The organism is Mesorhizobium sangaii (genome assembly GCF_014207355.1).
GTDB lineage: Bacteria > Pseudomonadota > Alphaproteobacteria > Rhizobiales > Rhizobiaceae > Mesorhizobium > Mesorhizobium sangaii.
This window is the reverse complement of sequence record NZ_JACHEF010000002.1, coordinates 1,195,317-1,220,486: the sequence shown is the minus strand read 5'-3', so window position 1 is coordinate 1,220,486 and position 25,170 is coordinate 1,195,317. Positions and strand designations below refer to the sequence as shown.

Genomic DNA, 25,170 nt, shown 5'->3' with positions numbered 1-25,170 from the left:
CATGGCCGAAATTCGCGTTCAGCACCTGAGAAAGGCCTTCGGCGATTTCGTCGCCGTGCAGGATTCCAACTTCGTCGTCGAGGATGGCGAGTTCTTCGTCATGCTCGGACCGTCGGGCTGCGGCAAGACGACAACCCTGCGAATGATCGCCGGGCTCGAACTGCCGACGGGCGGCCAGATCCTGCTTGGCGGCGACGACGTCACCATGCTGCGGGCGCGCGAACGCGACATCGCCTTCGTCTTCCAGCTGTTCGCGCTCTATCCGCACATGAACGTGCGCAAGAACATAGGCTTTCCGCTGCTGGCGCAAGGCATGCCATCGGCCGAGATCCGCCAGCGCGTCGAAGAGACAGCCAAGCTTCTGCGCATCGACCATCTGCTCAACAAATCCGTCTCCGGCCTGGCCGGTGGCGACCGCCAGCGGGTGGCGCTCGGCCGCGCCATCGTGCGGCGGCCAAAGTGCTTCCTGATGGACGAACCGCTGGGGACCCTCGATACCGAGTTCCGCGATTTGATGGTCCATGAGTTGCGCGAACTGCACAACCGCATCCACGCCACCACCGTCTATGTCACGCACGACCAGATGGAAGCGATGTCAATGGCCGACAAGATCGCGGTGATGAACCATGGCGTCATCGAACAATTCGGCACGCCGCGCGAGATCTACGACCGGCCGGCGACTATGTTCGTCGCCGATTTCATCGGTTCGCCGCCAATGAATTTCCTGGGCTTCGGCGGCGGACTGGCAAAGGGCGCCAAGGAAATCACTGTCCAGGGTGCGAAGGTCGCGGTGCCAGAGGTGCGTGACGATATCGCCCCGGCCGACATGGCGCTCGGCATCCGTCCGGAACACATCCGCTTCGACGACAACTCCAAGCTGCGTGGCGCCATCTATGGCACCGAATATCTCGGCACCACGCAGATCGTCGCGGTGGAGACGGCGGACGGCATCATCAAGGCCCGCGTGCCGGCCGAAATCCGGCTCTCGACCGGCGACCAGGTCGGCTTGACGCTGAGCAGCGCTCGGCTGTCGCTGTTCGAGAAGGGATCGGGCCGCGCGGTGAGAACCGCGATCCACGATGCCGCCTCGGAGCGGAGGGCACAGCATGGCTGACGTGCACATCAAGAATGTGAGCAAGAGTTTTGGCGACCATGTCGCTGTCAACGGGCTCGATCTCTCCATCGCCGATGGTGAGTTCGTCGTGCTGCTCGGGCCGACCGGCGCCGGCAAGACGACGACGCTGCGGCTGATCGCCGGGCTGGAGCGGCCGGATGCCGGCACGATCGAAATCGGCGGCCACAATGCCACGACGCTGTCGCCGGCCGAGCGCGACACCGCCTTCGTGTTCCAACAATACTCGCTCTATCCGCATTTGTCGGTGTTCGACAACCTTGCCTTCCCGCTGCGCTCGCCGGCACGAAGGATGCCGGAGGAACAGATCCGCCGCCGGGTCGAGGAAGTGGCGAAGATGGTGCGCATCCATCACAAGCTCGCCAACCGCTCGACCAAGCTGTCGGGCGGCGAAATGCAGCGCGTCGCCATCGGCCGCGCGCTGGTGCGCAAGCCTTCGATCTATCTGATGGACGAGCCGCTGTCGTCGCTCGATGCCAAGCTACGGGCGGATCTCAGGCTCGAACTGAAACGCATCCAGGCCGAACTCGGCGCCACCATGCTCTATGTCACGCATGACCAGATCGAGGCGATGACGATGGCCGACCGCATCGGCATCCTTGCCGACGGCGTGCTGGTGCAGATCGGCTCGCCCCGCACGATCTATTCGGAGCCGGCAAACCTGCATGTCGCGGCCAGGCTCGGCCAGCCGGCCATCAATCTTTTGCCAACCGGGCTGCTGCCCGACGGCGGCGCACCGGCCGGCACCAAGACGATCGGCGCACGCACCGAACATCTGTCGATCGAGAAGGCCGCGAACGGCCATGCCGACGGCGTCGTCGACTGGGTCGAGCATCTCGGCGACCAGAACCACCTGCATGTGACGGTGGGAACCAGGAAACTGGTGACGCTGACCGATCCCGAAACGGATCTGGGGCAAGGCGACAGGGTGGTGATCCGCTACCGGTCGCCGCTCTATTTTGGTGCCGACGGACAAAGGCTGATGTGAACGGTTTTCGGGGTTTCCCTGCCAAGGGTTCAACACCGGCTTCTGATTGATGACTGCAGACAAGTGACTGGACGAATTCGATGAAGCACTTTTTCAATCGCAGGGAAACGATCGTCAGCGAGGCGCTGGACGGCCTCTTGCGGACCATTGGCGCAGGCGACCTTGCGCGCCTCGACGGTTATCCCGAGATCAAGGTCGTCCTGCGCGCCGACTGGGACAGGACGAAGGTCAGCGTCGTCTCCGGCGGCGGCGCCGGGCACGAGCCGTCACATGCCGGCTTCGTCGGTAAGGGCATGCTGACGGCCGCTGTCTCGGGCGAGATCTTTGCCTCGCCAAGCGTCGAGGCGGTGCTGGCCGCCATTCGCGCGGTCACCGGCCCGGCCGGCTGCCTGCTGATCGTCAAGAACTACACCGGCGACCGGCTCAATTTCGGCCTGGCAGCCGAGAAGGCGCGCGCCGAAGGTTTTCGCGTCGAGATGGTGATCGTCGCCGACGATATCGCGCTCCCCGACATCGCCCAGCCGCGCGGCGTTGCCGGCACCTTGTTCGTGCACAAGATATCAGGCCATCTGTCGGAAGCCGGCCACGATCTGGCTGATATCGCGGCGGCCGCGCGAGCAGCGGCAAAGGACATTGTGTCACTCGGCATGTCTCTTTCGTCCTGTTCGATCCCGGGCCAGCCGCACGAAGACAGATTTGGCGAAAACGATGGCGAACTCGGTCTCGGCATTCATGGCGAGCCGGGCGTCGAACGGATTGCGGTGCAAAGCGCCGACAGGCTGGTCGCGATCATGGCGGAGCGGCTTGCGGCACGGCTCGATCCTGCGGCCAGCCATGCCCTGCTGATCAACAATCTCGGTTCGGTGCCGCCCCTCGAAATGTCGCTTGTCGCCAATGCCGTGCTTGCTTCGCCGCTGGCCAAAACCATCAAGCTGACGATCGGCCCCGGACCGCTGATGACGGCGCTCAACATGAACGGTTTCTCGCTGTCGCTGATCCGGCTCGACGCCGTACGCGAGAAGGCCCTGCTGGCGCCGGTCGGTCCGCACGCCTGGATGCCGGCAAGGCCTTTTGTTTCACCTTCCGTCGTGCCCATCGCCAAACCAGCCGCTGAGGGCGCGGCGCGTAAACCCAGCCAGGATGCCCGCACCCGGCGCCTTGTCGTCAGCATCTGCGAAAGGCTGATCGCGCTCGAAGGCACGTTGAACGGGCTGGACGCCAAGGCGGGAGACGGCGACACCGGTTCGACGGTGGCGACTGGCGCGCGCAGTGTGCTCGAGCGGCTTGATATGCTGCCGCTTGCCGATCCCGCGGCAACCCTTGGCGCGGTGGGCGACATTCTGAGCACGTCCATGGGCGGCTCCAGCGGGGTGCTGCTGTCGATCTTCTTCACCGCGGCAGCGCAGGCCCTGGACGGCGGCGCCAGCGTGGCCAAGGCGCTGCTTGCCGGTCTCGAACGGATGACTTTCTACGGCGGCGCAAAGGTCGGCGACCGCACCATGATCGATGCCCTCGAGCCAGCCCTGAAAGCGCTCGACGCCGGCGGCCTGGAGGAAGCGGCAACAGCGGCTCGACGCGGTGCCGAGGCCACGTCCGCCATGGACAGGGCGAAAGCCGGGCGGTCCGCCTATGTCGGCAGCAAGCTGCAAGGCGTGGTTGACCCCGGCGCCTATGCGGTGGCCGAGGCCTTTGCCGCCGCGGCCACGCTGCTTGCAGCGGCCTGACGCATGCTTCAGTTGTCGAATGAAAATTCTTTCGCTACTGCCGGCAGGGTGGGAACCAGGAATTTGGGTGACATGGCGGCGTTGAACCTTTCGAGGCTGATCGTGGTGGCCGCGGATACGATTGCCACGCACGCCGAGGAGTTGACGGCGCTGGACCAGGCGATCGGCGACGGCGACCACGGGCTGAACATGAAGCGCGGCTTCGAGGCGGTACGCAGCGAGGCCGAGGCGTTTGCTGCCAAGCCGCTGCCCGAGGCACTCAAGGCGATCGGCACCAAGCTGGTGATGACGGTCGGCGGCGCTTCGGGCCCGTTGTTCGGCACCTTGTTCATGGCGCTCGGCAAGGAGATTTCCGCCGCGCCCGATCGCGCCAATCTGACCCTGGCTTTCGGAAAGGCGATCGAAGCGGTGGCGGCGCGGGGCAAGTCACAGGTCGGGCAAAAGACGATGCTCGACGTGCTGCAGCCTGTGCATGAGGCGCTGCTGCAGGGAAAGACGGCGGCGGAAATCGCCGATGACGCCGACGCTGCCGCCGAAGCGACCGTGCCGATGAAGGCCCTGCGTGGCCGCGCCTCGTTCCTTGGCGACCGCTCGATCGGCCATATGGATGCCGGCGCGCGTTCAACCGCGCTTCTGGTGCGGACAGTGGCCGAAACCGTCGGGGAAAGCGCATGAGCAATGTCGGCATCGTCATCGTTTCGCATTCGCCGCTGGTCGCCGAGGGCACGGCCGACATGGTGCGGCAGATGGTGGGCGACGAAGTGCCGCTTGCATGGTGCGGCGGAAACGGCCATGGCGGGCTCGGCACCAATGTCGAGGCGATCATGAGCGCCATCGACAGGGCCTGGTCGGAGGCCGGCGTCGCTATCCTGGTCGATCTCGGCGGCGCCGAGACCAACAGCGAAATGGCGGTGGAGATGATCGGCGAGCCGCGTGCGCAGAAGATCATCGTCTGCAACGCGCCGATCGTCGAAGGCGCGGTGATGGCGGCGACCGAGGCGTCCGGCGGCGCCTCGCTGCGCGAAGTGGTGGCGACGGCGCACGAATTGTCGCCGTCGTGAGCGAACGGGAACTTTAAAGACATGTCCGCATCCGCCGAAGCGACCGTCCTGATCACCCACGAGGTGGGTCTGCATGCGCGTCCTTCGGTGAAGTTCACCAAGCTGGCCAAGACCTTCGCCGCCGAGGTGGAGATAGCACTGGCCGCCAACGGGCCGTGGTTCGACGCCAAGAGCATCGTCAAGGTGATGGCCACCAAGGCGCCGAAAGGCACAGTGCTGCATATCAGGGCCAGCGGCGATGGCGCCAATGATGCCGTCGACGCGCTGGTCGAACTGGTGCGGCGCGATTTCGACGAAGGCGCGGACCATGTCCGAACCGCTTAGGCTGCAAGGCATTTCGGCCTCGGCCGGGTATGCCGAGGGACCGTTGTTCGACCTCGACCAGATTGCCATTGCCTACGCCTGCAAGGAAAATGCTGCCGACGAGAAGGCCGCGCTCGAGACCGCAATCGACGTTGCGACGGGCCGTCTCACCGCATTGATCAATCTCGCTGACGGTGACGCCGCCGACATCCTCGAATTTCAGATCGCCATGCTCGGGGACGACGCGTTGAGCGGCCCGGCCTTTGCAGCGATTGCCTCCGGACAGCCCGCCGATACGGCATGGCGACAGGCGCTGGATGTGGAAATCGCCGGCTACGAGACCTCGGATCAAGAGTATTTCCGCGCCCGTGCGGCCGACATACGCGACATCAGGGACCAGGTGCTGCGCGCGCTGACCGAAGATGGCGAGGTGCAGGCACCATCGGGCGCCATCCTCTACGGCGAGGACATCGCGCCGACGCGTTTTCTCGAAACCGACTGGAGTGGCGGTGGCGGCATCGCGCTGAAGGCGGGCAGCACGGCGAGCCACGTCGCCATGCTGGCGCGCTCACGCGGCGTGCCCATGGTTGTGGGGCTTGGGGTGGTGGGTCTTGGCAACGCGCCTGCCAACCTTGCCGGCATCGCACTGCTCGATGCCGAACATGGCGGCATTGTGCTGTCGCCTTCCAAGGCCGAGATCGACGCCTTTCGCCAATCGTCGTCGTCGTTCTCGGCGCGCCGCGACCGGGCCGGGATTTTTCTGGCGCGGCCGGCGGTGACCAGGACCGGCATAGCGGTGCGGGTGCAGGTCAACATCGCCGATCCGTCCGACGTCGACGGCATCGACATCGCCACCTGCGACGGCGTCGGCCTGATGCGCACCGAATTCCTGTTCGGCAAGACGTTGCCCGATGAGGAAACGCAGTATCGCGCCTATCGCAAGGTGCTGGAATGGGCCGGCGAAAAGCCGGTGACGATCCGCACCGTCGATGCCGGCGGCGACAAGCCAGTGCCCGGCTTCACCGTCGAGGAGACCAATCCGTTCCTCGGCCTGCGCGGCATCAGGCTGTCGCTGGCGCGGCCGGAAGTGTTTCGTGTACAAATCCGGGCACTGCTGCGCGCCGCCGTGCACGGCAGTCTGAAAGTGATGTTCCCGATGATCGCCATTGTGGAGGAATACAGCCAGGCAGCGGCGATGTTCGCCGAAGAACAGGCAGAGCTTGCCGCGCGCGGCATTGCGCATAAAATGCCGCCGCTCGGCATCATGGTCGAGGTGCCTTCGGTGGCGATCGCGCCCGAGGCCTTTGCCGAGGCCGCCTTCTTCTCGATCGGCTCCAACGACCTGACTCAATATGTCATGGCGGCTGCCCGCGACAACGCTCTGGTGGTACACCTCAATTCGGTCCGTCATCCAGCCGTGCTGCGGCTGGTCGCCGCCGTGACGGCGTTTGGCCTGCGCGAAGAAATCCCGGTCAGCCTGTGCGGCGACGCCGGCGGTGACCCAGCCGCGATCCCGTCGCTGCTCGAGGCCGGCCTGCGCGATCTGTCCGTTGCCCCGGCGCAACTCGCCATGGCCAAGGCGGCGATCGCTGACGTATCGATCCAGGCGCGGCCGGCATGATCGACAAGATACCTGAAGCCGGTTCCGAGGAGGCGATCCGCGCCTACAAGACGATCCTGTCGCACGTCATCGACCAGCGGCCGTCCGGCATGCGCCAGCGGCTTGCCGATGCGCTCGGCAAGCACCGCAGCTTCGTCACGCAGATTTCCAGCCCGGCCTATTCGATCCCGATTCCGTCAAAGCATTTGCCTTCGATCTTTTCCGTCTGCCATTTCAGCCCAGTCGAGCGCGATCAGTTTCTTGCCGCCTACCATCAGGCGCATCCGGGAAAAATGTCTGTCGCGGCAGGCATGCGCAAGACGCGGCATGTTTCGCTCATCGTGCCGGATTTCGGCGACGACAAGCAGAACGCTGCGCTCGATCGGGCAGTGAATGATTTTATCCAAAAGATCACCAGCATTACCGGCAAGGGTGGCTGATCCGCTAGAGCGGTTCGACAGGGCCCATTTCGGGAGGAGACGGCCGTGAAGAAATTTATGAATTCGGTGGACACGGTGCTGACCGAAAGCCTCGACGGCTTCGTTGCCGCCCATGCCGACATCCTGGTGCTTGGCGACGAGCACAAATTCGTCCGCCGCAAGACCTTGCAGCCGGGCAAGGTGGCGCTGATCTCCGGCGGCGGCTCCGGTCACGAGCCGCTGCATGGCGGCTTTGTCGGTCACGGCATGCTCGACGCCGCCTGCCCCGGCCAGGTGTTCACCTCGCCGACACCGGACCAGATGCTGGCGGCGGCGGAAGCCGTCGACACCGGCGCCGGCTGCCTGTTCATCGTCAAGAACTATGAGGGCGACGTGATGAACTTCGAGATGGCGGCTGAAATGTCGGAAGGCGTCATGCAAATCGTCACCAATGACGATGTCGCCGTCGAGAACTCGTCCTACACGACCGGCCGGCGCGGCGTCGCCGGTACGGTGGTGGTGGAAAAGATCGTCGGCGCGGCGGCCGAGCATGGCCTGGCTCTGGCGCCGCTGAAGGCGCTGGGCGAACGCGTCAACGCGGCTACCCGCTCGATGGGCGTGGCGCTGACCAGTTGTACCGTGCCGGCCGCCGGCAAGCCGACTTTCGAGATCGGCGATGGCGAGATGGAGTTCGGCGTCGGCATCCATGGCGAGCCCGGAAGGCGACGCGATACCTTGAAAAGCGCCGACGCCATTGCCGAGGAGATTTGCGCTGCGATCCTTGGCGATCTCGGCGACCGAGCCAAGGGCCCGGCGCTGCTGTTCGTCAACGGTTTTGGCGGCACGCCGTCGATGGAGCTCTATCTGATGTACAACAGCGCGCGGCGGATTTTCGACAGGCACGGTGTGACGGTGACCCGTTCGCTGGTCGGCTCCTATGTCACCTCGCTCGACATGGCCGGCTGCTCGATCACGCTGACCATGCTCGACGCGGAAGCGACCGCATTCTGGGATGCGCCGGTGCACACCGCTGCGCTGCGCTGGGGCATGTAATCTTCCTGTCAGCCGGCGGCTTGAATGCAGCCCGCCGCCGGCTTCCAGCAGGTACCGTCCAGAAATAGTCTTCTTCGTGATGCGGGGGCACACGAGCCGTCCCGCGCCAGACCGTTGCTTTTCTTCCCCTAAGTAAGGTAAAGACTCCTCGGGAGTTGTGGAGAGAGCGTATGCGTTACAATTGGGAACGGGCTCCGACGAGCTTCGAACGTCACAGAAAAGCCCTGGCGACAGCCATTTTGATCTTCGGCGGCATCGGCCTCATGCTTGTGGCTTTGCCGATCTAGAGCAATCGACTTTGTCAGCGCGGCTGGCCGGTCACCGCGATGAAGCGGCGGTCACGGCCCTCGAAGCCCTGGCTGAAGCGCTGGACCAGCACCACAATCACGGCCGGCTTGCCGGCCGGGGCGAGTTCGTAGGATTCCGACAGGCTGTAGGAAGTGGGGCAGTTCCTCGACCCCGGCACGGTCTTGTCCTCGTGCAGGACCTTGAACGGCTTGCCGTCCTGCCCTTGTAGCGTCAGTCGGAAGCCGAGCGCCTTGCCCGATATGTCGCCTTGCTGCGTGGCGTCGAAACTCGCTGAACAGTCGGCGGTGCTGCTGGCCAGGATCTGGCCAAGCTGGATGGTTGAAATGTCGAGTTGGTCATAGAGCGGCGAAAGCCAATTCTGCGACACCTGCTCGAGGCGGGAAATGTCGTTGTAGGCAACCATCTCATCGGGAAAGGTGAACTTGTCGGAAGCCGTCTGCTCGCCGCGCGACGCGATGGCGTGTTTGGCAAGGATCGGAGCCGCCTTCGCAGCCGCCTGTGCCCTTGCCTGCTCCAGGGTCAGTGTCGCCTCCTCGGACTCGTCGACGACGAGGATCGGCTCGCCGCCAACGAAGGCGTCGGTACGGGTGTCGATGATGTCGATCTGCGAATAGCCGGAGTTCGAAGCGCCGGCGTCGAGCGTTCCATATTGCTCGAAGGCGAAATAGTTGCCGTCGGGCGAAAAGCCGATGATGCGCCGTGCCGCGGCATCGCCAGCCCAGGCGGCGGACGCGACCGTCAATGACAGCGCCGCCAGCACGGCCGCTCCAATCCGATATCGCAATTTCATCGCAGCTTGCCCCCAAGCGCCAGATCGATGCCGGCCACACAATGGCGCACATTTGCGGCCAAGGTTAGAGCGCGCTATCTGGTGGGAAGAAAAACATTCCTGGGGAGGTGTCGGATGGCTTCACGTTATCACGAGGTCTATGACGGCTGGAAACGCGATCCGGAAAAGTTCTGGGCGGAGGCGGCTGCTGCCATCGACTGGTATTCGCCCTATGACAAGGTGTTCGATGCCACGGCCGGCGTCTACGGTCGCTGGTTTACCGGCGCCACCTGCAACACCTGCTACAATGCCGTCGACCGCCACGTCGCCGGCGGACGTGCCGAGCAGATCGCGCTGATCCATGACAGCGCCATCACCGGAACGATCAGGAAGTTCACCTATGCCGAACTGAAGCGCGAGGTGGTCGCGCTGACCTCGGTGCTGAAGAACCGCGGCATCGGCAAGGGCGACCGCGTCATCATCTACATGCCGATGGTGCCGGAGGCCGCCTTTGCCATGCTGGCCTGCGCCCGCATTGGCGCCGTGCATTCGGTCGTCTTCGGCGGCTTTGCCTCGCATGAGCTTGCCACCCGGATCGACGACGCCAAGCCGAAGCTGATCATTTCGGCCTCCTGCGGGCTAGAGCCGGGCCGCGTCGTTGCCTACAAGCCATTGCTCGACAGAGCGATCGAGATTTCCCGCCACAAGCCGGACGGCTGCCTGATCCTGCAGCGCGACCAGTTGCGTTGCGAGTTGAAGGAGCATTTCGACATCGACTACGCCGATGCCGTCGCCCGCGAACGGGCCGCCGGCGCCAATGTCGACTGCGTTCCGGTGCTTGCCACCGACCCGCTCTACATCATCTACACATCGGGCACGACCGGCCAACCCAAGGGCATCGTGCGCGACAATGGCGGCCACATGGTCGCGCTCAAATGGACGATGGAAAACGAGTTCGGCGTCAAACCGGGCGAGGTGTTCTGGGCAGCCTCCGATGTCGGCTGGGTGGTCGGCCATTCCTACATCGTCTATGGGCCGCTGCTGCATGGCTGCACCAGCGTGCTGTTCGAAGGCAAGCCGATCGGCACGCCCGATGCCGGCACCTACTGGCGGGTGATCTCAGAGCATGGCGTCATCGCGCTGTTCACCGCGCCGACCGCGTTTCGGGCCATCAAGGGACAGGATCCGAAGGGCGAGTTCATTCCGAAATACGACCTTTCGAAATTCCGCACGCTGTTCCTGGCCGGCGAGCGCGCCGACCCCGAAACCATCAAATGGGCGGAGCAGAAGCTCAACGTGCCGGTCGTCGACCATTGGTGGCAGACCGAGACCGGCTCGCCGATGACGATCAACCCCGCCGGCCTCGGCCTCCTGCCGGTGAAATACGGCTCGCCCGGCGTGCCGATGCCCGGCTACGACATTCGCGTGCTTGACGATGCCGGCCACGAAGTGCCGCGCGGCACGCTGGGCAATGTGGTGGTCAAGCTGCCGCTGCCGGCCGGCTGCCTGCCGACGCTATGGAATGCCGATGCGCGGTTCCGCCAGGCCTATCTCGACGAGTTCCCCGGCTTCTACAAGACGGCGGATGCCGGCATGGTCGACGAGGACGGCTATCTCTACGTCATGGCCCGCACCGACGACATCATCAATGTCGCCGGGCACCGGTTGTCGACCGGCGCCATGGAGGAAGTGCTTTCCGCCCATCCCGATGTCGCCGAATGCGCCGTCATCGGCATCGCCGATACCATGAAGGGCCAGGTGCCGCTTGGCTTCGTGGTGCTGAATGCCGGCGTTTCGCGCGAAACCGGCGTCATCGAGAGCGAAGTGGTCGGCCTGGTGCGCGAACGCATCGGCCCGGTCGCTGCCTTCAAGACGGTGGTGACGATCAAGCGCCTGCCCAAGACACGCTCGGGCAAGATCCTGCGGGGCACCATGCAGAAGATCGCCGATAAGGAAGAATGGACAATGCCGGCGACCATCGACGATCCGCTGATTCTCGACGAAATCACCGCTGCCCTGAAGGAGCGAGGGATCGGCGTCTAGCAAAATCGTCGCGGTCGGCGCCGCAATCTTTTGTTGTGCGATGCAGCAATCCACCTTACACCCTTGCTCGGGGGGCCATCCGGCGAGGCGGTATGGCTCAGCAGAAGAAAATCACATTTGGCGGCGTCGACATCCTGCGGTTCCTCGCAGCCGTCATGGTCATGGTCTACCACTACGGCTTCTGGGTGTGGGCGTTTCCGGACGGTGTTTCGGCACGCGCCACGGGTGGCATTGCCGCGCAGCCGGCGATAGGCGCCTGGGTCGAATCCGGCTGGGTCGGCGTCCAGATATTCTTCGTCATCAGCGGCTTCGTCATCGCCTTCAGCGCCGAGACATCGACGCCGCTGCGGTTTTTCGAAGCAAGGGTGAAACGACTGGCGCCGGCGGTCTGGATCTGCGCGCCCGTTACCGCGGTCGTGCTCTTGATCGTCGGCCTGAGCTGGCCGACCGAGGCCGTCGACAGGCTGGTTCGCACCGGCCTGTTCGTTCCCTACGCACCCTGGGTGGACAGCGTCTACTGGACGCTCGGTATCGAGATCGCCTTCTATGCCATCGTCTGGACCTTGCTGCGGCTTGGCCGCTTCCATCAGATGGAATTGGTGGCGATCGCCATCGGGCTGGTCAGCACGCTTTTCTGGTGCCTCTATTACCCGCTCGGCTGGGCCGACCTTGCCGAGACACGCACGCTCGACCTTTTGCTGGTGCATCACGGCGTTTTCTTCGCGACCGGCGTCATGCTGTGGCTGATGCGCTTCAAGGCGGTGACGACGGCTCGCCTTGCCTTCTGTGCCCTGTTCCTGGGCGGCGGCGCGCTGCAGATCGCCAGTTCGGTCGACGTTCACATCCTGAAGGTCGGGCGAGAGATGCCGTTCGCGCCGCCGATCCTCATCTTTCTCGCCGGGGTCGGACTGATGGCGTGGTCGCTTCGGCTCGACCTCTCCTGGAGCGGCTGGCGCCGGATCGGCCTGATGACCTATCCACTCTACCTCCTGCATGACGTCGTCGGCGCGGCCCTGCTCGGCGTCCTGATCCGCGCGGGACTGCCGCATCTCTTCTCGATGGTGGTCGTCGGCGCGACAATGATCGCGGCAAGCTGGCTGGTGGCGACCGAGGCCGAACCACGCATCCGGCTGCTGCTCGACCACACCGTTTTCCGCTATCGGCTCAAGGCCGCGTAGTCGCGATGGTTCATCCGCAGGCCTCCGAGGCCGGCTCGGCACTACGGCCTTCCAGAGCGGACGGCCGACTGCCACAGGAATCGCCCGATCGGCGGAGCGGGCTGGTTGACGCGCTTCAGGAGGCTGACTGCTCCTAGAGCAGTTCACGATTTCACGGAAACGGCGAGCGGCTCTAACGCTTTGTTTTGACGCAATTCCGGACGGAAAACCGTTTCACACTTTTCCTGGAATTGCTCTAATGCATCGCCCAAAGCGCGCGGCGTTTGGGGGATGCATAAAGTAACGAATCAAGCCGCGTCGACCGGCCCTGTTTCAACGCAATGCGCTTTCGAAAGGGCCTACTTGGACAACGTCAGACCGTTGCCTTTGCCTTGCTGCGCACTTCCGACTTTTCCAGATAGTAGCTCGAGTATTTATCGAAGAATTTCTCGGAGCCGCCAAACGATCCATATTTGGCCAGCTTCTTCAGATCGACCTTGTTCAGCACCGCGCCGATGATCTTGTTGGCGACATAGGGTTCGGACTCCAGCATCGACCTCACCATCGCGCGGGGCGTGCGCCCCCATTCGGTGACGAGCACAAACCCGTCGACCAGCGGCGCGAACGCCTTGGCATCGACCACCGGTCCGAGCGGCGGCAGATCGACGACGATGTATTCGAAGGTCTCCTTGGCGTTCTCGACAAAGCGCCGCATCCCGGCCGAGGAGAGAAGTTCGCTGGTGTGCGAGAAGTGCCCGCGCAGCACGGCCGGGATGATTGCCAGCTTCGTCTGCCGGTCGATCTTGCCGACGGACTGCCAGGCCTGGCCGTTGACCACGGCTTCCATCAAACCTTGCTCGGCTTCCATGCCGAGGCCGCGGCTGAGGCCGGGGTTGCGCAGGTCGCCGTCGATCAGCAGCGTCTTGGCGCCGTTGGCGGCAAGCAATCCAGCGAGATTTGCCGCGACCGTCGACTTGCCCTCGCCGGGAAGCACCGAGATGACGCCGATGACGCGGCTGCCTTGCCCTTCCATCACGACGTCGAAGGCGATCTTGGTGCTGCGCAGCGTTTCGGAGAACATCGACGCAGGCGAATCGATACTCACCCGCATGCGCGCCCGCCTTTCGGCCGCCGACAGCGATTTGGCGGTCTTGGCATCCACCTGGGTCTCGCCCGGCTTTTCTTCCTTGCCGAGCTTGCCACCGATCGTCGGCAGATAGCCGAGGAATTTCAGACCGACGCGGTCGCGCACCTCCTCGCCGGTCCTGAAGAAACGTTCGTTGAATTCATTCAGGCCGCCGAAGCCGGCGCCCATCAGCGTGCCAAGCACCAGCGAAAGTCCAAGCACGATGACCGTGCGTGGGCTTGACGCGGCGAGCGGCATCGAGGCGTCGGAGATGATGCGGATCTTGCCGACCGGGAAGGATTGCTGCTGCGCGGCTTCCTCGTAGCGGCCGAGGAACGTCTGATAGAGCGTGGTGAGCGCCGTCGCCTGCTGATCGAGTTCCCGCAGCTTGACTTGCGTCTGGTTGTCGACGGAACTCTTGCCTTGTGCGGCCGCGACATTGGCCCTGAGCGCGGTCTCGCGCGCCAGCGCCACTTCATACTCGTTGCGATAGCTTTCGGTCAGCTGCTTCAGTTCGCCGAAGATCTGTGTCGATATGTCGGCCTTCTCCTTGGCCAGCGCCACCGCCTGCGGATGCTGGGCGCCGAAATTCGCCTCGACGTCCTGCAGCCTCTTGGAGACAGTGAGGTAGCGGGTCTTGAGCGCCGCGATGACCGAACTGCTCGGCTGGTCGCTGGATATGGCGGCATCCTTGAACGCGTTGTCGGAGCCGCTTTCGACAATCGCCTTGTATTGCTGGTAGCGGGCACTGGCGCGTGCGGTGTCGGCCTGCGCGACGATGAGCTGGGCGTTGAGATCGGACAGTTGCTTGTCGCTCATCAGCTGGCCATCGCTGTTGGCGGCCAGGCCATGTTCGGCCCTGAATTTCTCGACCGCGAGCGATGCCGCCTGCGAGCTCTCGCGCAATTCCGTCAATCGTCCCTGCAGCCAGACCGCCGCCCGCTCGGTGGCGTCGAAGCTGGCATCGAGCTGATCGGCGAGATAGGCATCGGCATAGGCTTTGGTGATCGCATGGGCCAGGGCCGGATCCGTTGACTGATAGCCGAGGGCGATGACGTAGCTTCGCCCCGTGCGCTCCGCCCGCACCTCGCTCTGCAGCTTGAGAATCGCGTAGTCGCGACTGGACGTGGCGATCAGTGCATCGCGGGCGGCGGGGTCGAGCTTGCTGATGTCACCAACGCCCGGCATGACAGGGCTGCTAGGGCGAACATACTGGATCAGACTCCGGACCAGACCGACGCCCTTCGCGAGAGCCGATACGGGTGGATTCATGAAGGCATCGTTCTGGTCGAGCTTCAGCTTGTCGACGACCACGGCGGCAAGCCGCGTCGAGGTCAGGATTTCGATCTGGCTCAGGATGGCGGAATCGGTCTGCATGGTTGTCGACGCCGCCGAGATGTCATCGACGATCTTGTTCAAGCCTTCGTCGATCAGCACGCTTGAGACCGACTGATATTGGGGTGGCGTGGTCTGCAGATAGAGGAGGCCCAGAAAGAGACCGATGATGGCGCACACGGCAACCACCTTGGCTTGCCGTGCGGCCATGCCAAGCAGCCGCTCGATGTCGATGAAGTCTTCGCCGCCTCCTGCGTCCGAATTCGGCAATGGCATCCTCTTGTCGAGAGGAAAGTTGGCATAATTCATCTTCGGTCCAATTCCAGAGCCTGTTCCATCCCGATGATCGGGATGGGGATCCATCTCAGTGTTTGAGCATGATCTTTTCCGAAAACCGGTGGTCATTTTTCGGGATCATGCCGTGGCTTGCACAGCCGCGAAGATCGGGAGCATTGCGCAACAAAACGCAAGCTTCGTGCCAGACGGCGCGGGAACTATCGCCCCGCGTCGCCAGCCAGCTGTAAATGCTCCCGAAACATGGGTATTATGCGGCTTCTTCCTGGCGTTCATGCGACCGGACGAACTCCTGAAGCATCTCGAAAATCGGGCCCTTCATGTCGTCGCGCGCCAGCGCGAAGGCGATGTTGGCCTGGATGAACCCTTCCTTGGAACCGCAGTCGAACATGCGGCCCTTGAAAGGCTGGGCGAAGAACGCCTGGTCCCGCGACAGCCGGACCATGGCGTCCGTCAACTGGATCTCGTTGCCGGCGCCGCGCTGCTGATTGCCCAGAAGCGCGAAAATCTCGGGCTGCAGGATGTAGCGGCCGTTGATGTAGAAGTTCGACGGCGCGTTGGCCGGCGCCGGCTTTTCGACCATGGCCGTCACCTCGAAGCCGCCGCCTATATCGGCGCCACGGCCGACGATGCCGTATTTGTTGGTCTCGGTCGGATCGCAGCGCTCGACGGCGATCACGTTGCCGCCGGTTTCAGCATAGAGGTCGACGATCTCGGCCAGGCATCCGCGGCCACCGAACGACACCATGTCCGGCAAAAGCAGGGCGAAGGGCTCGTTGCCGATGACTTCGCGCGCGCACCAGACGGCATGGCCGAGGCCTTGCGGCGATTGCTGGCGGATGAAGCTGGTGGCGCCAGCCACCGGCAAAAGGCTTTCCAGCGACTGCAATTGCGCAGTCTTGCCGGTCTGTTCGAGAGTTCCGATCAATTCCGGATGGAGGTCGAAATAGTCCTCGATTACCGCCTTGTTGCGGCCGGTGACGAACACGATGTGCTCGATGCCCGCCTCGAAGGCCTCGTCCACCGCATATTGCACGACAGGCCTGTCGACGACGGGGAGCATTTCCTTCGGCATCGACTTGGTCGCCGGCAGGAACCGTGTTCCAAGCCCCGCCACCGGTATCACGGCCTTCCTGATTTTCTTCATTGCAAATTCCTTCTGAGGAGATCGACTTCAGTCCGTTCACAGGCCACGAAAAATCCCTCCATGTGCCTGCATCTTCACCTCCCCGCCCCAACGGCAAACTGCGCCGCTACTCTTCGCAACCGCACGGCGATCGGCATGCCCATATGCCTGACCGCCGCCGGGTCGCTGAGCGCAGTCCGGATCGCCTTGAGCGGGGACCGCGCCTTGATGTGCTGAACCATGGACAGGAACGATGCGGCCTTGCGCAGGCTGCGGCTGCGCCGGGCGAACGCGACTTGCGCGGCCTCGTCCATCGAATGGGTTTGAGCGAACACGGCATCTGCCTTGCGCATCGCTTCGACGTGGTGAAGCTCGAGCACGCGGGAGATGGAGCCGCTGCGGATATGATAGGCATAGCCGATCGCCGGCTCCACCACGCATTTGCCGCCCTTGGCCAAGGCGTTGGCGAGCAGGATGTAATCTTCACCAATGCTCAGTTTTTCATCATAGCGAAGCTCGTTTTCGTCCAGGAACGCGCGCTGGAAGATCGGCTTGAGGTAGCCGAGATTGAATTTCGATTCGAAAACGACGTTGCCGGCGATGTAGCTGGCCAGCGAGATTTCGCTCAGATCCTCCAGATAGCGCGTCGGAAACATCGCGTCCTCGACGACACCGTCCTCGCGAATGACCTGTAAATTGTCGACGGCAATCTCGGCGCCTGCCTTTTCGGCACGAGCGATCATGGCCGCGATGCGGTCGGGAAAAACGGCGTCGTCGGAATCGAGAACCGCGATCCATCTGCCGCGGGCGACATCGAGCCCGGCATTCCTGGCGCCGCCGGGACCGCGATTGCTGGCCAGAGCAATGACGCGGACGATATCTTGCGGATAGGCCCGCGCCACGTCGAGCGTCGCGTCGCGCGACTTGTCGTCGACGACGATGATCTCGACGCTGACGTTTTTCTGCGCGATGGCGCTGGCGATCGCCCGGTCGAGGGTTGCCTCGGCGTTGTAGGCGGCGATGACAAAGCTGACGTCAGGCTGCACGCTTGCCCCCTTCCTGCGGCGAAGGCTGGCCGTAGAGGCGGATTTCGCGGATGCCGACAAGGCCGCTGACGACACCGACATGCATAATGCCGCGCAGCACGCTGCGGTTCCGTCGAACCGGGCTGATCACGACCGGAAGTGCCGAGGCGAAGCAATAGATGGCCTTTGCCGACGCCAGGCCGACCTGCTTGACCAGGCCGATGCCGCGCGCGTTGCGTCCCAGAAGATGCCCGTGTGTCTGCCCGACGCGGAAGCGGCGGCGGCCGAGCCAGTCGAACGCCGCCCTCGAGCGCGGCACCACCTCGTCGACCCAGGCGTCGGGCGAAAAGGCGATGCGGCCGCCCGCTTTGTGCATCTGGTCGAAGAACTCGGTGTCCTCGCCGCCGGTCTGGCCGCGCGCCAGGCTGAAACGGCGGCCACGCAGGCTGTCCGCACCGGTCCTCAGCAGCACATTGCAGGTGTAGCCGGTCTGGATCTCGCCGCGCACCCAGACGGGCAAGGTCGAATGGAAGTCGCCGCGCCGCATCCAGTCCGGCGCATCCGGACGATAGCGCGCCCGGACCGGGCCGAGCACGGCGGCCGCACCGCTCGCTTGCGCCGTCGCGACCAGTTCGGCGAGCCAGCGCGGCGTGGCCGTCTCGTCATCGTCGATGAAAGCGACGAAATCCGCTGTGCTGGCGTCGAGGCAAGCGTTGCGGGCGATCGAAATGTTGCGCGCCGGGCAATGCTGATAGCGGACCGGCACCGCCAGTTCCCGCGACAGCGCCGTCACCAGTTCCCGGGCGGTCGGCGTGTCGTCGTTGTCGGCGACGATGATGCTGATATCGAACCCGGCAGGCATCTGCATGGCGTCGAGCGAGCGCAACGTGTCGGCCAGTTCCGGCCGCCGGAACGTGCAAACGCCGATGTCGATGGTGAGGTTGTTGGCCATCACGCCACACCGCGCCGCGACCCGAGGCCGAGAAGTTGAAGCCAGAAGCCGATCGACCAGCCAAGGTGCATGACCATCGCCGAGACGCCGGCAAGCGCGATATCGGCATTGCGTTGGCGGATGGCCGTCCACAGGCCGTAACCCTGGCACACCGAGGCCCACAGCAGCAGCGGCACCGCTGCGAGCCAGTGCACGAATGAGAGCGCCGCCAGCAGCACGACCGGAAACACCAGGAGCGGCACCATCTGACGGACCTTCGGGATGACGCGGTGCTTCAGCACATTCTTGGCGCGGCCGCGACCATAGCCGAGATACTGGAAATAGAGGCCGCTGAGCGAGGTGCGCGGGTAGTAGATCATATGCGTCTTGCCGCTCATCCAGATCTTGTAGCCGGCCTGTCTCAGCCTGTAGTCCAGCTCGGCATCCTCGTTGTGGGTGAACGTCTCGTCATAGCCACCGACAGAACCGAACGCCGATATCCGCATCAGCGCGTGATGGCCGTGATCGACCCACTCTCCAGCTGAGCGGTGCCGGTGCTTGGAGCCGCCGGTGCCGAGCTTGGAATTCTGTGCCGCCGCGGCAGCCTTCTGCACGGTGCTGCTGCCGCTGGTCAGCATCGAAACGACAACCGAATCCGCTCCTGTGGCCAATGCCTCCTCGACCAGCCGGTCGCAATAGTCGTCGGGATAGCCGCCATGCGCATCGATGCGGATGAGATAGTCGGCACCTTCGCCGAAGGTGCCGACGGCGAGGTTTATCGCTGCGCTCTGGATGCGCCGTTCGTTGTGAAGCAGGATAACGCGCGGATCCTTGCTTGCGATGTCCTTGACGATAGCCAGCGTGCCGTCGGCGCTGCCACCGTCGACGACGATGATCCTGGCGCCAAGCCTCGCGGCGGCGGGGCGCAGTTGATCGAGCAGCACACCGATATGGGCCGCTTCGTTCAGGCACGGAATAACGATCAGGCTGGATGAAGTTTTTTTAGCCTGCGTCATCAGCCTCTGTCCATGTTCAGTCATCCTATGCCAATGCCTCGGCTGCAAACGAACCGGATACGGCGGTCAGGCTGCGCAGCCGCTCGACAAGCGCTCGGCAATCGCTGCGGTCGTAGCTCCAGGTCCTCGGGTTGCGGGCACGAACATGCGCCTTCAACCTGGCGAAACGATGCTCATCCATCTTGCCAAGCGTCGCTTCGAGTTCCTCGGACGAAGCCTCCGGCAAGAGAATGCCGATATCCTGCTTGCTGAGGAACCGCCCGGTTTCGGTGTCGCCCATCGAGATCGGCACCGCGCCGAAGCGGCAGCCTTCGTAAAGACGGTTGGGCAGGAGCCATTCGGAATTCTGTCCCGCTTCGAAGAAATCGATCGCCCAGGAAAAATGGACGTCGCCATAGATCGACGCCATGTCCTCCGGGTTGCGATAGGGCCCGCCAAAGGAAAGCCACGGCTCTGATTCGACGAAGGCATGGAAATCCGGGAATTCAGACAGGGCCGGACGGCCGCGCAGCACGACCTCGAAGCGTCCCTCCATCCGGCGGGAGAAATCGGCCAGCAGTTCGAGCGAGCGGCGGCAGCGCAGCGCGCCGAACCAGCCGATTCGCCATGGCGGTCCGACGGGACTCTCAACCGTCTCAGAATCACCGGGCGCCTCAGAACCACCGGGGGCCTGAGGACTGCCGGGCAGAATCGCGGCTGCCTCGAAATACTTGTTCTCGACCAGCTCGATCGGCGCCGCGACCTGGCCGAACGGCTTGAAATAATTGGCGATGAAGGCAGGCGAGCTGGTCACCAGCAGCTTCACGTCCCTGGCCAGGAAGCGTTCGACGGCGCGCAATGCCTTGCCCAGGACATCTTTGCGAAGCACAAGGCGATGAATGTCGAGGCACTCGTATACGATCGGAACCGATGCACCGAAGGCGGATCTGGCACGACGGGCAAGCGCCAGCATTTCCAGATTGCGCGCGATGATGAGATCGGGCCTGGGCGTGTCGCCAAGCCTGGAGCCGATCGAGAACGCGGCCTTGGCGATCGCCGCGAGCCGCTGGCCGAATCGCCCGTCACGCGTCGCGCCAAGGTCGATCGGCCGCAACCCCTCGATATCCGCAATCGGATTCGTGGTGCGACGGAAGCCGGCCAACGTGACCTCGGCCCCACCTGCCCTGAGCATTATGATCCTCCGGCGCACGGCCGGATCGGAGACGTCGTGCACAAGGTACAAGACATGCAGCATGAAAACTCGACCGCTGTTGGCCCACCCAAGGAGAACCTAGTACAGCTCTTGCTGCATCGCAACATTTTTGGCGCGACGATCCACCTTTTCTGTTGCACTGCAAAATTATTGCCGTAGTTTGTCGTTGGCGGCGGTGGTGGATTTTTCGGGGTCGGAAATCCGCACAAAAGTCAGGAATCCTGAATTTGGAAGCCAATGCATTCGATCCGCCGGAAGGCTCCCTGCGCAAATCCGTCGGGCGCGGCGCGGTTGTCACGGCCATGGCGCAATCGGTGCGGGTCGCGACACAGATCATATCCGTCATCGTGCTGTCGCGGCTTTTGTCGCCGCAGGACTTCGGCGTCGTGGCGATGTGCGCGCCGGTGTTGGCCTTCATTGCGCTGTTCCAGGATTTCGGCCTGACCCAGGCGACAATCCAGAAGAGCGGCATTCGGCATGAGGAGGTGAACTACCTCTTCTGGATCAATGTGGCCGTCAGCGCGATTCTGGCCTGCGTGCTCGCAGGTGCCGCCCCTCTGGTCGCCGCTTTCTACGGCGAGCCGCGCGTGGCCGGCCTGGTGGCGGCGTTCGGGCTGCAGATCATGGCCTATGGGTTGGGCGCCCAGCACCTGGCGCTTTTGACGCGCCGCATGCAATTCGGCCGGCTGGCCATCATCGACGTAGTCAGTGCCATTGCGGGGCTCGCCGTATCGATCGCCTGGACTTTCATCGACCGCTCCTATTGGGCACTGTTTGCCGGCACGCTGACCGGTTCCGTGCTGCCGACGCTCTGCTACTGGGCAAGCTCGCGCTGGCGTCCCGGCCTGCCGCGCAAGGTCGCCGGAATCAGCGAATTGATCAATTTCGGTGCCGGCATCACCGGCTTCAACTTCGCCAATTTCTTTGCCCGCAACCTCGACAATGTGCTGATCGGCAAATACTGGGGCGAAGCCCAGCTCGGCCTTTATGACCGCGCCTACAAGCTGCTTTTGTTTCCGCTGAGCCAGATCACGAATCCGTTGTCGAAGGTGATGGTTCCGGCGCTGTCCAGGCTGAAGGACGAGCCGGACCGCTACCGCAGCGCCTATCTGCGCGTCATGCCGCTGATCCTGCTTGTGGCGCTTCCCGGCGTCGCCTTCGCCACCGCGATGTCGGACGTGCTGATCCCGTTCGTGCTCGGCGAGCAGTGGCGCGCCAGCGCCGACATTTTCCTGGCGCTCGGCTTTGCCGGACTGCTGCAGCCGCTCAACAACCCGGCGGGATGGCTTTTCGTCAGCCAGGGCCGCTCCGGCGACTTCATGCGCTGGGGCATCATAACGGCGGTGACGTCGGTGCTGGCCTTCGCGCTCGGCCTGCCCTATGGCGCGCTGGGCGTGGCGATTGCCTATGCGATCAGCGAGTATCTGAGGACGCCCTTCCTGTGGCTCTATGTCGGCAAGAGCGGTCCGCTGCAGGCGCACCACGTGCTTCGCGCGGCAACGCCATTCGTGCTTGGCGCCCATCTGGCGCTCGCAGCCATCTGGTTCGTCAAGCCGCTGCTGCCGCAGCAGCATGTCATTGGCTTGGCCAGCGGCGCCGTTCTCGCCTATCTGATCACCATCGTCGTCGCCTTGGCATTCGCATCCGGCCGCGAAGCCCTGCGCGAGGCCTTGAAGATGCTGCCGGCAAGGCTGCCGGTGGCAGCACCAAGCGAGGCGCAATAGTTTGCGCGACCTCGACAGGTACGGACATTCACTCCAGGACCAGGTCTGAACCCATGCACTACCGATCGATTTCCGACATGAACGACGCCATCGTCAGGGGCCTGCACCGGCTCCCGCGCGACATCGACCTGGTCGTCGGCGTTCCCAGAAGCGGTGTGCTCGCGGCGACGCTGGTGAGCCTGGCGGCGAACATTCCGATGACCGATCTGGACAGCTTCCTGGCCGGGCGGATTTACACGTCGGGCATCACCAAGCGCCGGGCGGCACTCGACCGCAAGGTCTCCGAAATGCGCAAGGTGCTGGTGATCGACGACAGTGTCGCCGGCGGCAACGCCATGCGCGATGCACGCTCGCGCATCGAGATGGCCGGCATCAAGGCCGATTTCACCTTTGCCGCGGTGTTCGGCCTGCAGCCGCAGCACCAGGAGACCGATGTCGTCTTCGAGGTCGTGCCGCATCCGCGCATGTTCCAGTGGAACTTCATGCATCACAAATTCCTGGCGCAATGCTGCGTCGACATTGACGGCGTGCTGTGCCTGGATCCGACCGAAGCCGAAAATGACGATGGCCCGGCCTATGAGAAATTCCTCAGCGAGGCGCGGCCTCTCCATGTTGCGACCCACAAGATCGGCTGGCTGGTCACCAGCCGGCTGGAGAAATATCGCGCGCTGACCGAGGCATGGCTCGCCAAGCACGAGATCAAATACGACCAGTTGATCATGCTCGATCTGCCGAGCAAGGCGGAGCGGCAGAGGCTTGGTGCGCATGGCAGTTTCAAGGCCGATTTCTACCGCAAATCCAATGCCATCCTGTTCATCGAAAGCGAGCACGAGCAGGCACTGAGGATCACCGAACTGTCGGGCAAGCCGGTGCTGTGCGTCGAAACGCATATGGTGAGTTTTCCCGACGCGCTGTCGCTGCCGGCACTTGGCCAGGCGGCCCGCAACCTGCCGGCAAGGCTGCGCCAGATCAACTCGCAAGAGGGTCGCAAGAGCGCCGCGAAGACCATCGCCCGGGCCCTGCTCGGTGCGCGCGGTTACGAGACGCTGAAGAGCCGGGTCAAACGCCCGGCCTGATCAGCACGGCGCCACGAGGCTTGCCGCGAGTTGGGTTGCTACGCGGCTGACGCCGCGAGCTTGGGCTAGAGCAATTCCAGGAAAAGTGTGAAACGGTTTTCCGTCCGGAATTGCGTCGAAACAAAGAGTTAGAGCCGTTCGCCGTTTCCGTGAAACGGTGAACAGCTCTAAGCGGCTTGCCGCGCGCGCTGCTGTATTGCCCTGTCCACTATCGAGAAGAAGGTGATGAACTGGCGATCGGGTTCCAGTTCGGGCCGCCCGGCGAAGCTGCGCGCGAGGCCCGAGACCCGGTCATATTCCTGGCTGTCGTTCCACAGCCGCCTGACGGCCGCGACCCAGTCGGCGAGCGGAGCATCGTAGTCGAGCACAACGCCGCCTGAGCCAATCGCCTCGGGCAGACCGCCGCGCCGCGAGCCGACAACCGGAATTCCGCTGCAATGGGCTTCCGACGCGACGCGGCCCCAGGCCTCTTCCCATTTGCTGGGAGCAAGCAGGATCTTGGTGCGGCCATAGACCGTCTTCATGTCGCTGGTGCGGTTCTCCAGCACGACATTGCCCAAAGGCGCGATCGTCTGTTCGATCCGCGCCCGATGATCGTCTTCCAGCTTCCAGCTTTCGACGAACAGGAAAGGTATCTCCGGGCAGGCGCCGGCGATGCGCACTGCAAGCTCGAAACCCTTTTCCTCATAGGGATTGATCAGCGTGACAAACTGGCCCGTCGTCGGCGTGCTGTAGTGCGCCGGATTGATGGTCGGCGGGATCACCGTCGCGTTGATGTCGAACTCGTTCTTGTAGGTGCGCGCGGTGAACTCGGAATTCGCGATGTAAAGCGCGGAACGCAGCTCGCGCAGGTCGCCGCCCAGTTCATGGAATTCGACATTGCGGAGATAGACGACCAAAGGCACGCCCTCCGCCTGCAGCGCCTTGCCGATCGGAACCGATTTGTGACACTGGACGACGGCCACGTCCGGCTTCAGCCTGTCGACGGCAAAGGCCGCCGCTTCCCAGGGAAACCAAGCCCGCACCACCGGATAACCAGGATAGCTGTCGACGACCGCCGGCTGCCGCAACAACTTCATCTTGGCGCGCGCCTTGAGGCCGAAGACACCATCGCCGAACAGGGCGGCGAGCACCGCGGCTTCATGCCCATGTTCGATCAGCTGTTCAGCCAGATGGTGCGTGCTCGACTGAACGCCGCCGCTGAACTCGGGCGGATAGCCGTTGCCACCTGCAAAAAGGACTTTCATGGGATCGGGCTCCTTGTCGCATATCGTATTTCGTTCCGAGGCAACCGGCGGCGCCTCGCTTTCGACGTCAGGCGAGTTTCGGCGGCTCCAGATTCGCGAACGGATTGGTACAGGATTGCCAGCCGGTAAACCGGATCGGGTCATTTGGCGAACTGCGCCATGCGTAGTCCGTCAGCATATGGAATTCGGCGATGACCCAGCGATCGAATTGGATCAGATCTTCCCGCTTCTCCTGGGGCAGGAGGTGGCGGACGGCGCCCAATTTGAGCTCCTCGACCAGGGTGACGGCGTCGCTAAGCTTGTCGCTGGGAAATATCCACGGGTTACGGTTGCGGAACTCCAGAACGAACTGCTGCAGATGCTCGATACGGATGTTGAGCCTGCCGAGGTACTTTTCGAGGGTGATGCGCACCAGGTCCTCATCGGAAAACGAGCTGACGGCGGCAAAGGCGACGCCCGTCGACACCACCCCACCGGCCACGATGGCCAAGGCCGAGCGTCTGGAGACTTCGATCATCCG

Annotated in this window: 22 protein-coding genes; 13 read left to right on the top strand and 9 right to left on the bottom strand. The window is 63.6% G+C overall.

Going from position 1 to position 25,170, the window contains the following annotated elements; all coding sequences use genetic code 11:
* The first annotated feature begins 1 nt into the window (after window position 1).
* The 9 genes from HNQ71_RS14940 (at window position 2) to dhaK (ending at window position 8,280) form a co-directional block, all read left to right on the top strand.
* Window positions 2-1,114, top strand: a complete 1,113-nt coding sequence (locus HNQ71_RS14940; protein WP_184873279.1) for an ABC transporter ATP-binding protein — start codon at window positions 2-4, stop codon at window positions 1,112-1,114.
* Entirely contained in the window at window positions 1,107-2,120 is a 1,014-nt protein-coding gene (locus HNQ71_RS14935; protein WP_184873278.1) for an ABC transporter ATP-binding protein, read from the top strand. Before HNQ71_RS14940 ends, HNQ71_RS14935 begins: the two co-directional genes overlap by 8 nt.
* Window positions 2,121-2,200: 80 nt before the next feature.
* The gene (locus tag HNQ71_RS14930) at window positions 2,201-3,844 is read left to right on the top strand and encodes a dihydroxyacetone kinase subunit DhaK (RefSeq protein ID WP_184873277.1); all 1,644 of its coding nucleotides are present in this window, start codon (window positions 2,201-2,203) and stop codon (window positions 3,842-3,844) included.
* A gap of 72 nt (window positions 3,845-3,916) precedes the next feature.
* Window positions 3,917-4,519, top strand: a complete 603-nt coding sequence (dhaL, locus tag HNQ71_RS14925; RefSeq protein ID WP_184873276.1) for a dihydroxyacetone kinase subunit DhaL — start codon at window positions 3,917-3,919, stop codon at window positions 4,517-4,519.
* A complete protein-coding gene (dhaM, locus tag HNQ71_RS14920; protein ID WP_184873275.1) occupies window positions 4,516-4,905 on the top strand; it encodes a dihydroxyacetone kinase phosphoryl donor subunit DhaM in 390 nt (129 codons plus the stop codon). Before dhaL ends, dhaM begins: the two co-directional genes overlap by 4 nt.
* A 21-nt stretch (window positions 4,906-4,926) precedes the next feature.
* Window positions 4,927-5,229, top strand: a complete 303-nt coding sequence (locus tag HNQ71_RS14915) for an HPr family phosphocarrier protein (RefSeq protein WP_184873274.1) — start codon at window positions 4,927-4,929, stop codon at window positions 5,227-5,229.
* Window positions 5,213-6,829: a phosphoenolpyruvate--protein phosphotransferase gene (gene ptsP / locus HNQ71_RS14910; RefSeq protein WP_184873273.1), complete on the top strand. Its 1,617-nt coding sequence runs from the start codon at window positions 5,213-5,215 to the stop codon at window positions 6,827-6,829. The genes HNQ71_RS14915 and ptsP overlap by 17 nt, the downstream gene beginning before the upstream one ends.
* On the top strand, window positions 6,826-7,248 hold the full coding sequence (locus HNQ71_RS14905; RefSeq protein WP_184873272.1) for a hypothetical protein: 423 nt from the start codon (window positions 6,826-6,828) through the stop codon (window positions 7,246-7,248). The genes ptsP and HNQ71_RS14905 overlap by 4 nt, the downstream gene beginning before the upstream one ends.
* Before the next feature lie 45 nt (window positions 7,249-7,293).
* Window positions 7,294-8,280 (top strand): dihydroxyacetone kinase subunit DhaK, encoded by a 987-nt coding sequence (gene dhaK, locus HNQ71_RS14900; RefSeq protein ID WP_184873271.1) that lies wholly within the window; start codon window positions 7,294-7,296, stop codon window positions 8,278-8,280.
* Window positions 8,281-8,581: 301 nt separating this feature from the next.
* On the opposite strand, the gene HNQ71_RS14895 is transcribed toward dhaK, so the two are convergent.
* The gene (locus HNQ71_RS14895; RefSeq protein WP_184873270.1) at window positions 8,582-9,379 is read right to left on the bottom strand and encodes a DUF2259 domain-containing protein; all 798 of its coding nucleotides are present in this window, start codon (window positions 9,377-9,379) and stop codon (window positions 8,582-8,584) included.
* A gap of 114 nt (window positions 9,380-9,493) precedes the next feature.
* Here HNQ71_RS14895 and HNQ71_RS14890 point away from each other — a divergent pair, with 114 nt between their 5' ends.
* Both HNQ71_RS14890 and HNQ71_RS14885 read left to right on the top strand, forming a co-directional pair.
* Complete coding sequence (locus HNQ71_RS14890; RefSeq protein ID WP_184873269.1) at window positions 9,494-11,401, top strand: propionyl-CoA synthetase; 1,908 nt, start codon at window positions 9,494-9,496, stop codon at window positions 11,399-11,401.
* 92 nt (window positions 11,402-11,493) lie between these two features.
* A complete protein-coding gene (locus tag HNQ71_RS14885) occupies window positions 11,494-12,579 on the top strand; it encodes an acyltransferase family protein (protein ID WP_184873268.1) in 1,086 nt (361 codons plus the stop codon).
* 352 nt (window positions 12,580-12,931) lie between these two features.
* Here the strand turns inward: HNQ71_RS14885 and HNQ71_RS14880 are convergent, their stop codons facing one another.
* The 6 genes from HNQ71_RS14880 to HNQ71_RS14855 form a co-directional block, all read right to left on the bottom strand.
* A complete protein-coding gene (locus HNQ71_RS14880) occupies window positions 12,932-15,328 on the bottom strand; it encodes a polysaccharide biosynthesis tyrosine autokinase (protein ID WP_184873267.1) in 2,397 nt (798 codons plus the stop codon).
* Between the two features lie 235 nt (window positions 15,329-15,563).
* The gene (locus HNQ71_RS14875) at window positions 15,564-16,460 is read right to left on the bottom strand and encodes a UTP--glucose-1-phosphate uridylyltransferase (protein WP_184873266.1); all 897 of its coding nucleotides are present in this window, start codon (window positions 16,458-16,460) and stop codon (window positions 15,564-15,566) included.
* A gap of 74 nt (window positions 16,461-16,534) precedes the next feature.
* Window positions 16,535-17,485 (bottom strand): glycosyltransferase, encoded by a 951-nt coding sequence (locus HNQ71_RS14870; protein WP_184873265.1) that lies wholly within the window; start codon window positions 17,483-17,485, stop codon window positions 16,535-16,537.
* Window positions 17,475-18,416: a glycosyltransferase family 2 protein gene (locus tag HNQ71_RS14865; RefSeq protein WP_184873264.1), complete on the bottom strand. Its 942-nt coding sequence runs from the start codon at window positions 18,414-18,416 to the stop codon at window positions 17,475-17,477. Before HNQ71_RS14865 ends, HNQ71_RS14870 begins: the two co-directional genes overlap by 11 nt.
* Entirely contained in the window at window positions 18,416-19,411 is a 996-nt protein-coding gene (locus HNQ71_RS14860; RefSeq protein WP_184873263.1) for a glycosyltransferase family 2 protein, read from the bottom strand. Before HNQ71_RS14860 ends, HNQ71_RS14865 begins: the two co-directional genes overlap by 1 nt.
* Before the next feature lie 25 nt (window positions 19,412-19,436).
* Window positions 19,437-20,645, bottom strand: coding sequence for a glycosyltransferase (locus HNQ71_RS14855; protein WP_184873262.1), 1,209 nt, complete (start codon window positions 20,643-20,645; stop codon window positions 19,437-19,439).
* A 185-nt stretch (window positions 20,646-20,830) separates the two neighbouring features.
* On the opposite strand from HNQ71_RS14855, the gene HNQ71_RS14850 reads away from it, so the two are divergent.
* On the top strand, window positions 20,831-22,327 hold the full coding sequence (locus HNQ71_RS14850) for a lipopolysaccharide biosynthesis protein (protein WP_184873261.1): 1,497 nt from the start codon (window positions 20,831-20,833) through the stop codon (window positions 22,325-22,327).
* Between the two features lie 53 nt (window positions 22,328-22,380).
* Complete coding sequence (locus HNQ71_RS14845) at window positions 22,381-23,403, top strand: phosphoribosyltransferase (RefSeq protein ID WP_184873260.1); 1,023 nt, start codon at window positions 22,381-22,383, stop codon at window positions 23,401-23,403.
* Between the two features lie 167 nt (window positions 23,404-23,570).
* Here the strand turns inward: HNQ71_RS14845 and HNQ71_RS14840 are convergent, their stop codons facing one another.
* Window positions 23,571-24,650, bottom strand: coding sequence for a glycosyltransferase (locus tag HNQ71_RS14840; RefSeq protein WP_184873259.1), 1,080 nt, complete (start codon window positions 24,648-24,650; stop codon window positions 23,571-23,573).
* A 67-nt stretch (window positions 24,651-24,717) separates the two neighbouring features.
* Window positions 24,718-25,167, bottom strand: coding sequence for a hypothetical protein (locus tag HNQ71_RS14835; protein ID WP_184873258.1), 450 nt, complete (start codon window positions 25,165-25,167; stop codon window positions 24,718-24,720).
* Window positions 25,168-25,170 lie beyond the last annotated feature (3 nt).

Coding starts and splice junctions, on each gene's coding strand:
- HNQ71_RS14940 (WP_184873279.1), top strand. CDS start 2: ATGGCCGAAATTCGCGTTCAGCACCTGAGAAAGGCCTTCGGCGATTTC.
- HNQ71_RS14935 (WP_184873278.1), top strand. CDS start 1,107: ATGGCTGACGTGCACATCAAGAATGTGAGCAAGAGTTTTGGCGACCAT.
- HNQ71_RS14930 (WP_184873277.1), top strand. CDS start 2,201: ATGAAGCACTTTTTCAATCGCAGGGAAACGATCGTCAGCGAGGCGCTG.
- dhaL (WP_184873276.1), top strand. CDS start 3,917: ATGGCGGCGTTGAACCTTTCGAGGCTGATCGTGGTGGCCGCGGATACG.
- dhaM (WP_184873275.1), top strand. CDS start 4,516: ATGAGCAATGTCGGCATCGTCATCGTTTCGCATTCGCCGCTGGTCGCC.
- HNQ71_RS14915 (WP_184873274.1), top strand. CDS start 4,927: ATGTCCGCATCCGCCGAAGCGACCGTCCTGATCACCCACGAGGTGGGT.
- ptsP (WP_184873273.1), top strand. CDS start 5,213: ATGTCCGAACCGCTTAGGCTGCAAGGCATTTCGGCCTCGGCCGGGTAT.
- HNQ71_RS14905 (WP_184873272.1), top strand. CDS start 6,826: ATGATCGACAAGATACCTGAAGCCGGTTCCGAGGAGGCGATCCGCGCC.
- HNQ71_RS14895 (WP_184873270.1), bottom strand. CDS start 9,379: ATGAAATTGCGATATCGGATTGGAGCGGCCGTGCTGGCGGCGCTGTCA.
- HNQ71_RS14890 (WP_184873269.1), top strand. CDS start 9,494: ATGGCTTCACGTTATCACGAGGTCTATGACGGCTGGAAACGCGATCCG.
- HNQ71_RS14885 (WP_184873268.1), top strand. CDS start 11,494: ATGGCTCAGCAGAAGAAAATCACATTTGGCGGCGTCGACATCCTGCGG.
- HNQ71_RS14880 (WP_184873267.1), bottom strand. CDS start 15,328: ATGAATTATGCCAACTTTCCTCTCGACAAGAGGATGCCATTGCCGAAT.
- HNQ71_RS14875 (WP_184873266.1), bottom strand. CDS start 16,460: ATGAAGAAAATCAGGAAGGCCGTGATACCGGTGGCGGGGCTTGGAACA.
- HNQ71_RS14865 (WP_184873264.1), bottom strand. CDS start 18,416: ATGGCCAACAACCTCACCATCGACATCGGCGTTTGCACGTTCCGGCGG.
- HNQ71_RS14860 (WP_184873263.1), bottom strand. CDS start 19,411: ATGACGCAGGCTAAAAAAACTTCATCCAGCCTGATCGTTATTCCGTGC.
- HNQ71_RS14855 (WP_184873262.1), bottom strand. CDS start 20,645: ATGCTGCATGTCTTGTACCTTGTGCACGACGTCTCCGATCCGGCCGTG.
- HNQ71_RS14845 (WP_184873260.1), top strand. CDS start 22,381: ATGCACTACCGATCGATTTCCGACATGAACGACGCCATCGTCAGGGGC.
- HNQ71_RS14840 (WP_184873259.1), bottom strand. CDS start 24,650: ATGAAAGTCCTTTTTGCAGGTGGCAACGGCTATCCGCCCGAGTTCAGC.
- HNQ71_RS14835 (WP_184873258.1), bottom strand. CDS start 25,167: ATGATCGAAGTCTCCAGACGCTCGGCCTTGGCCATCGTGGCCGGTGGG.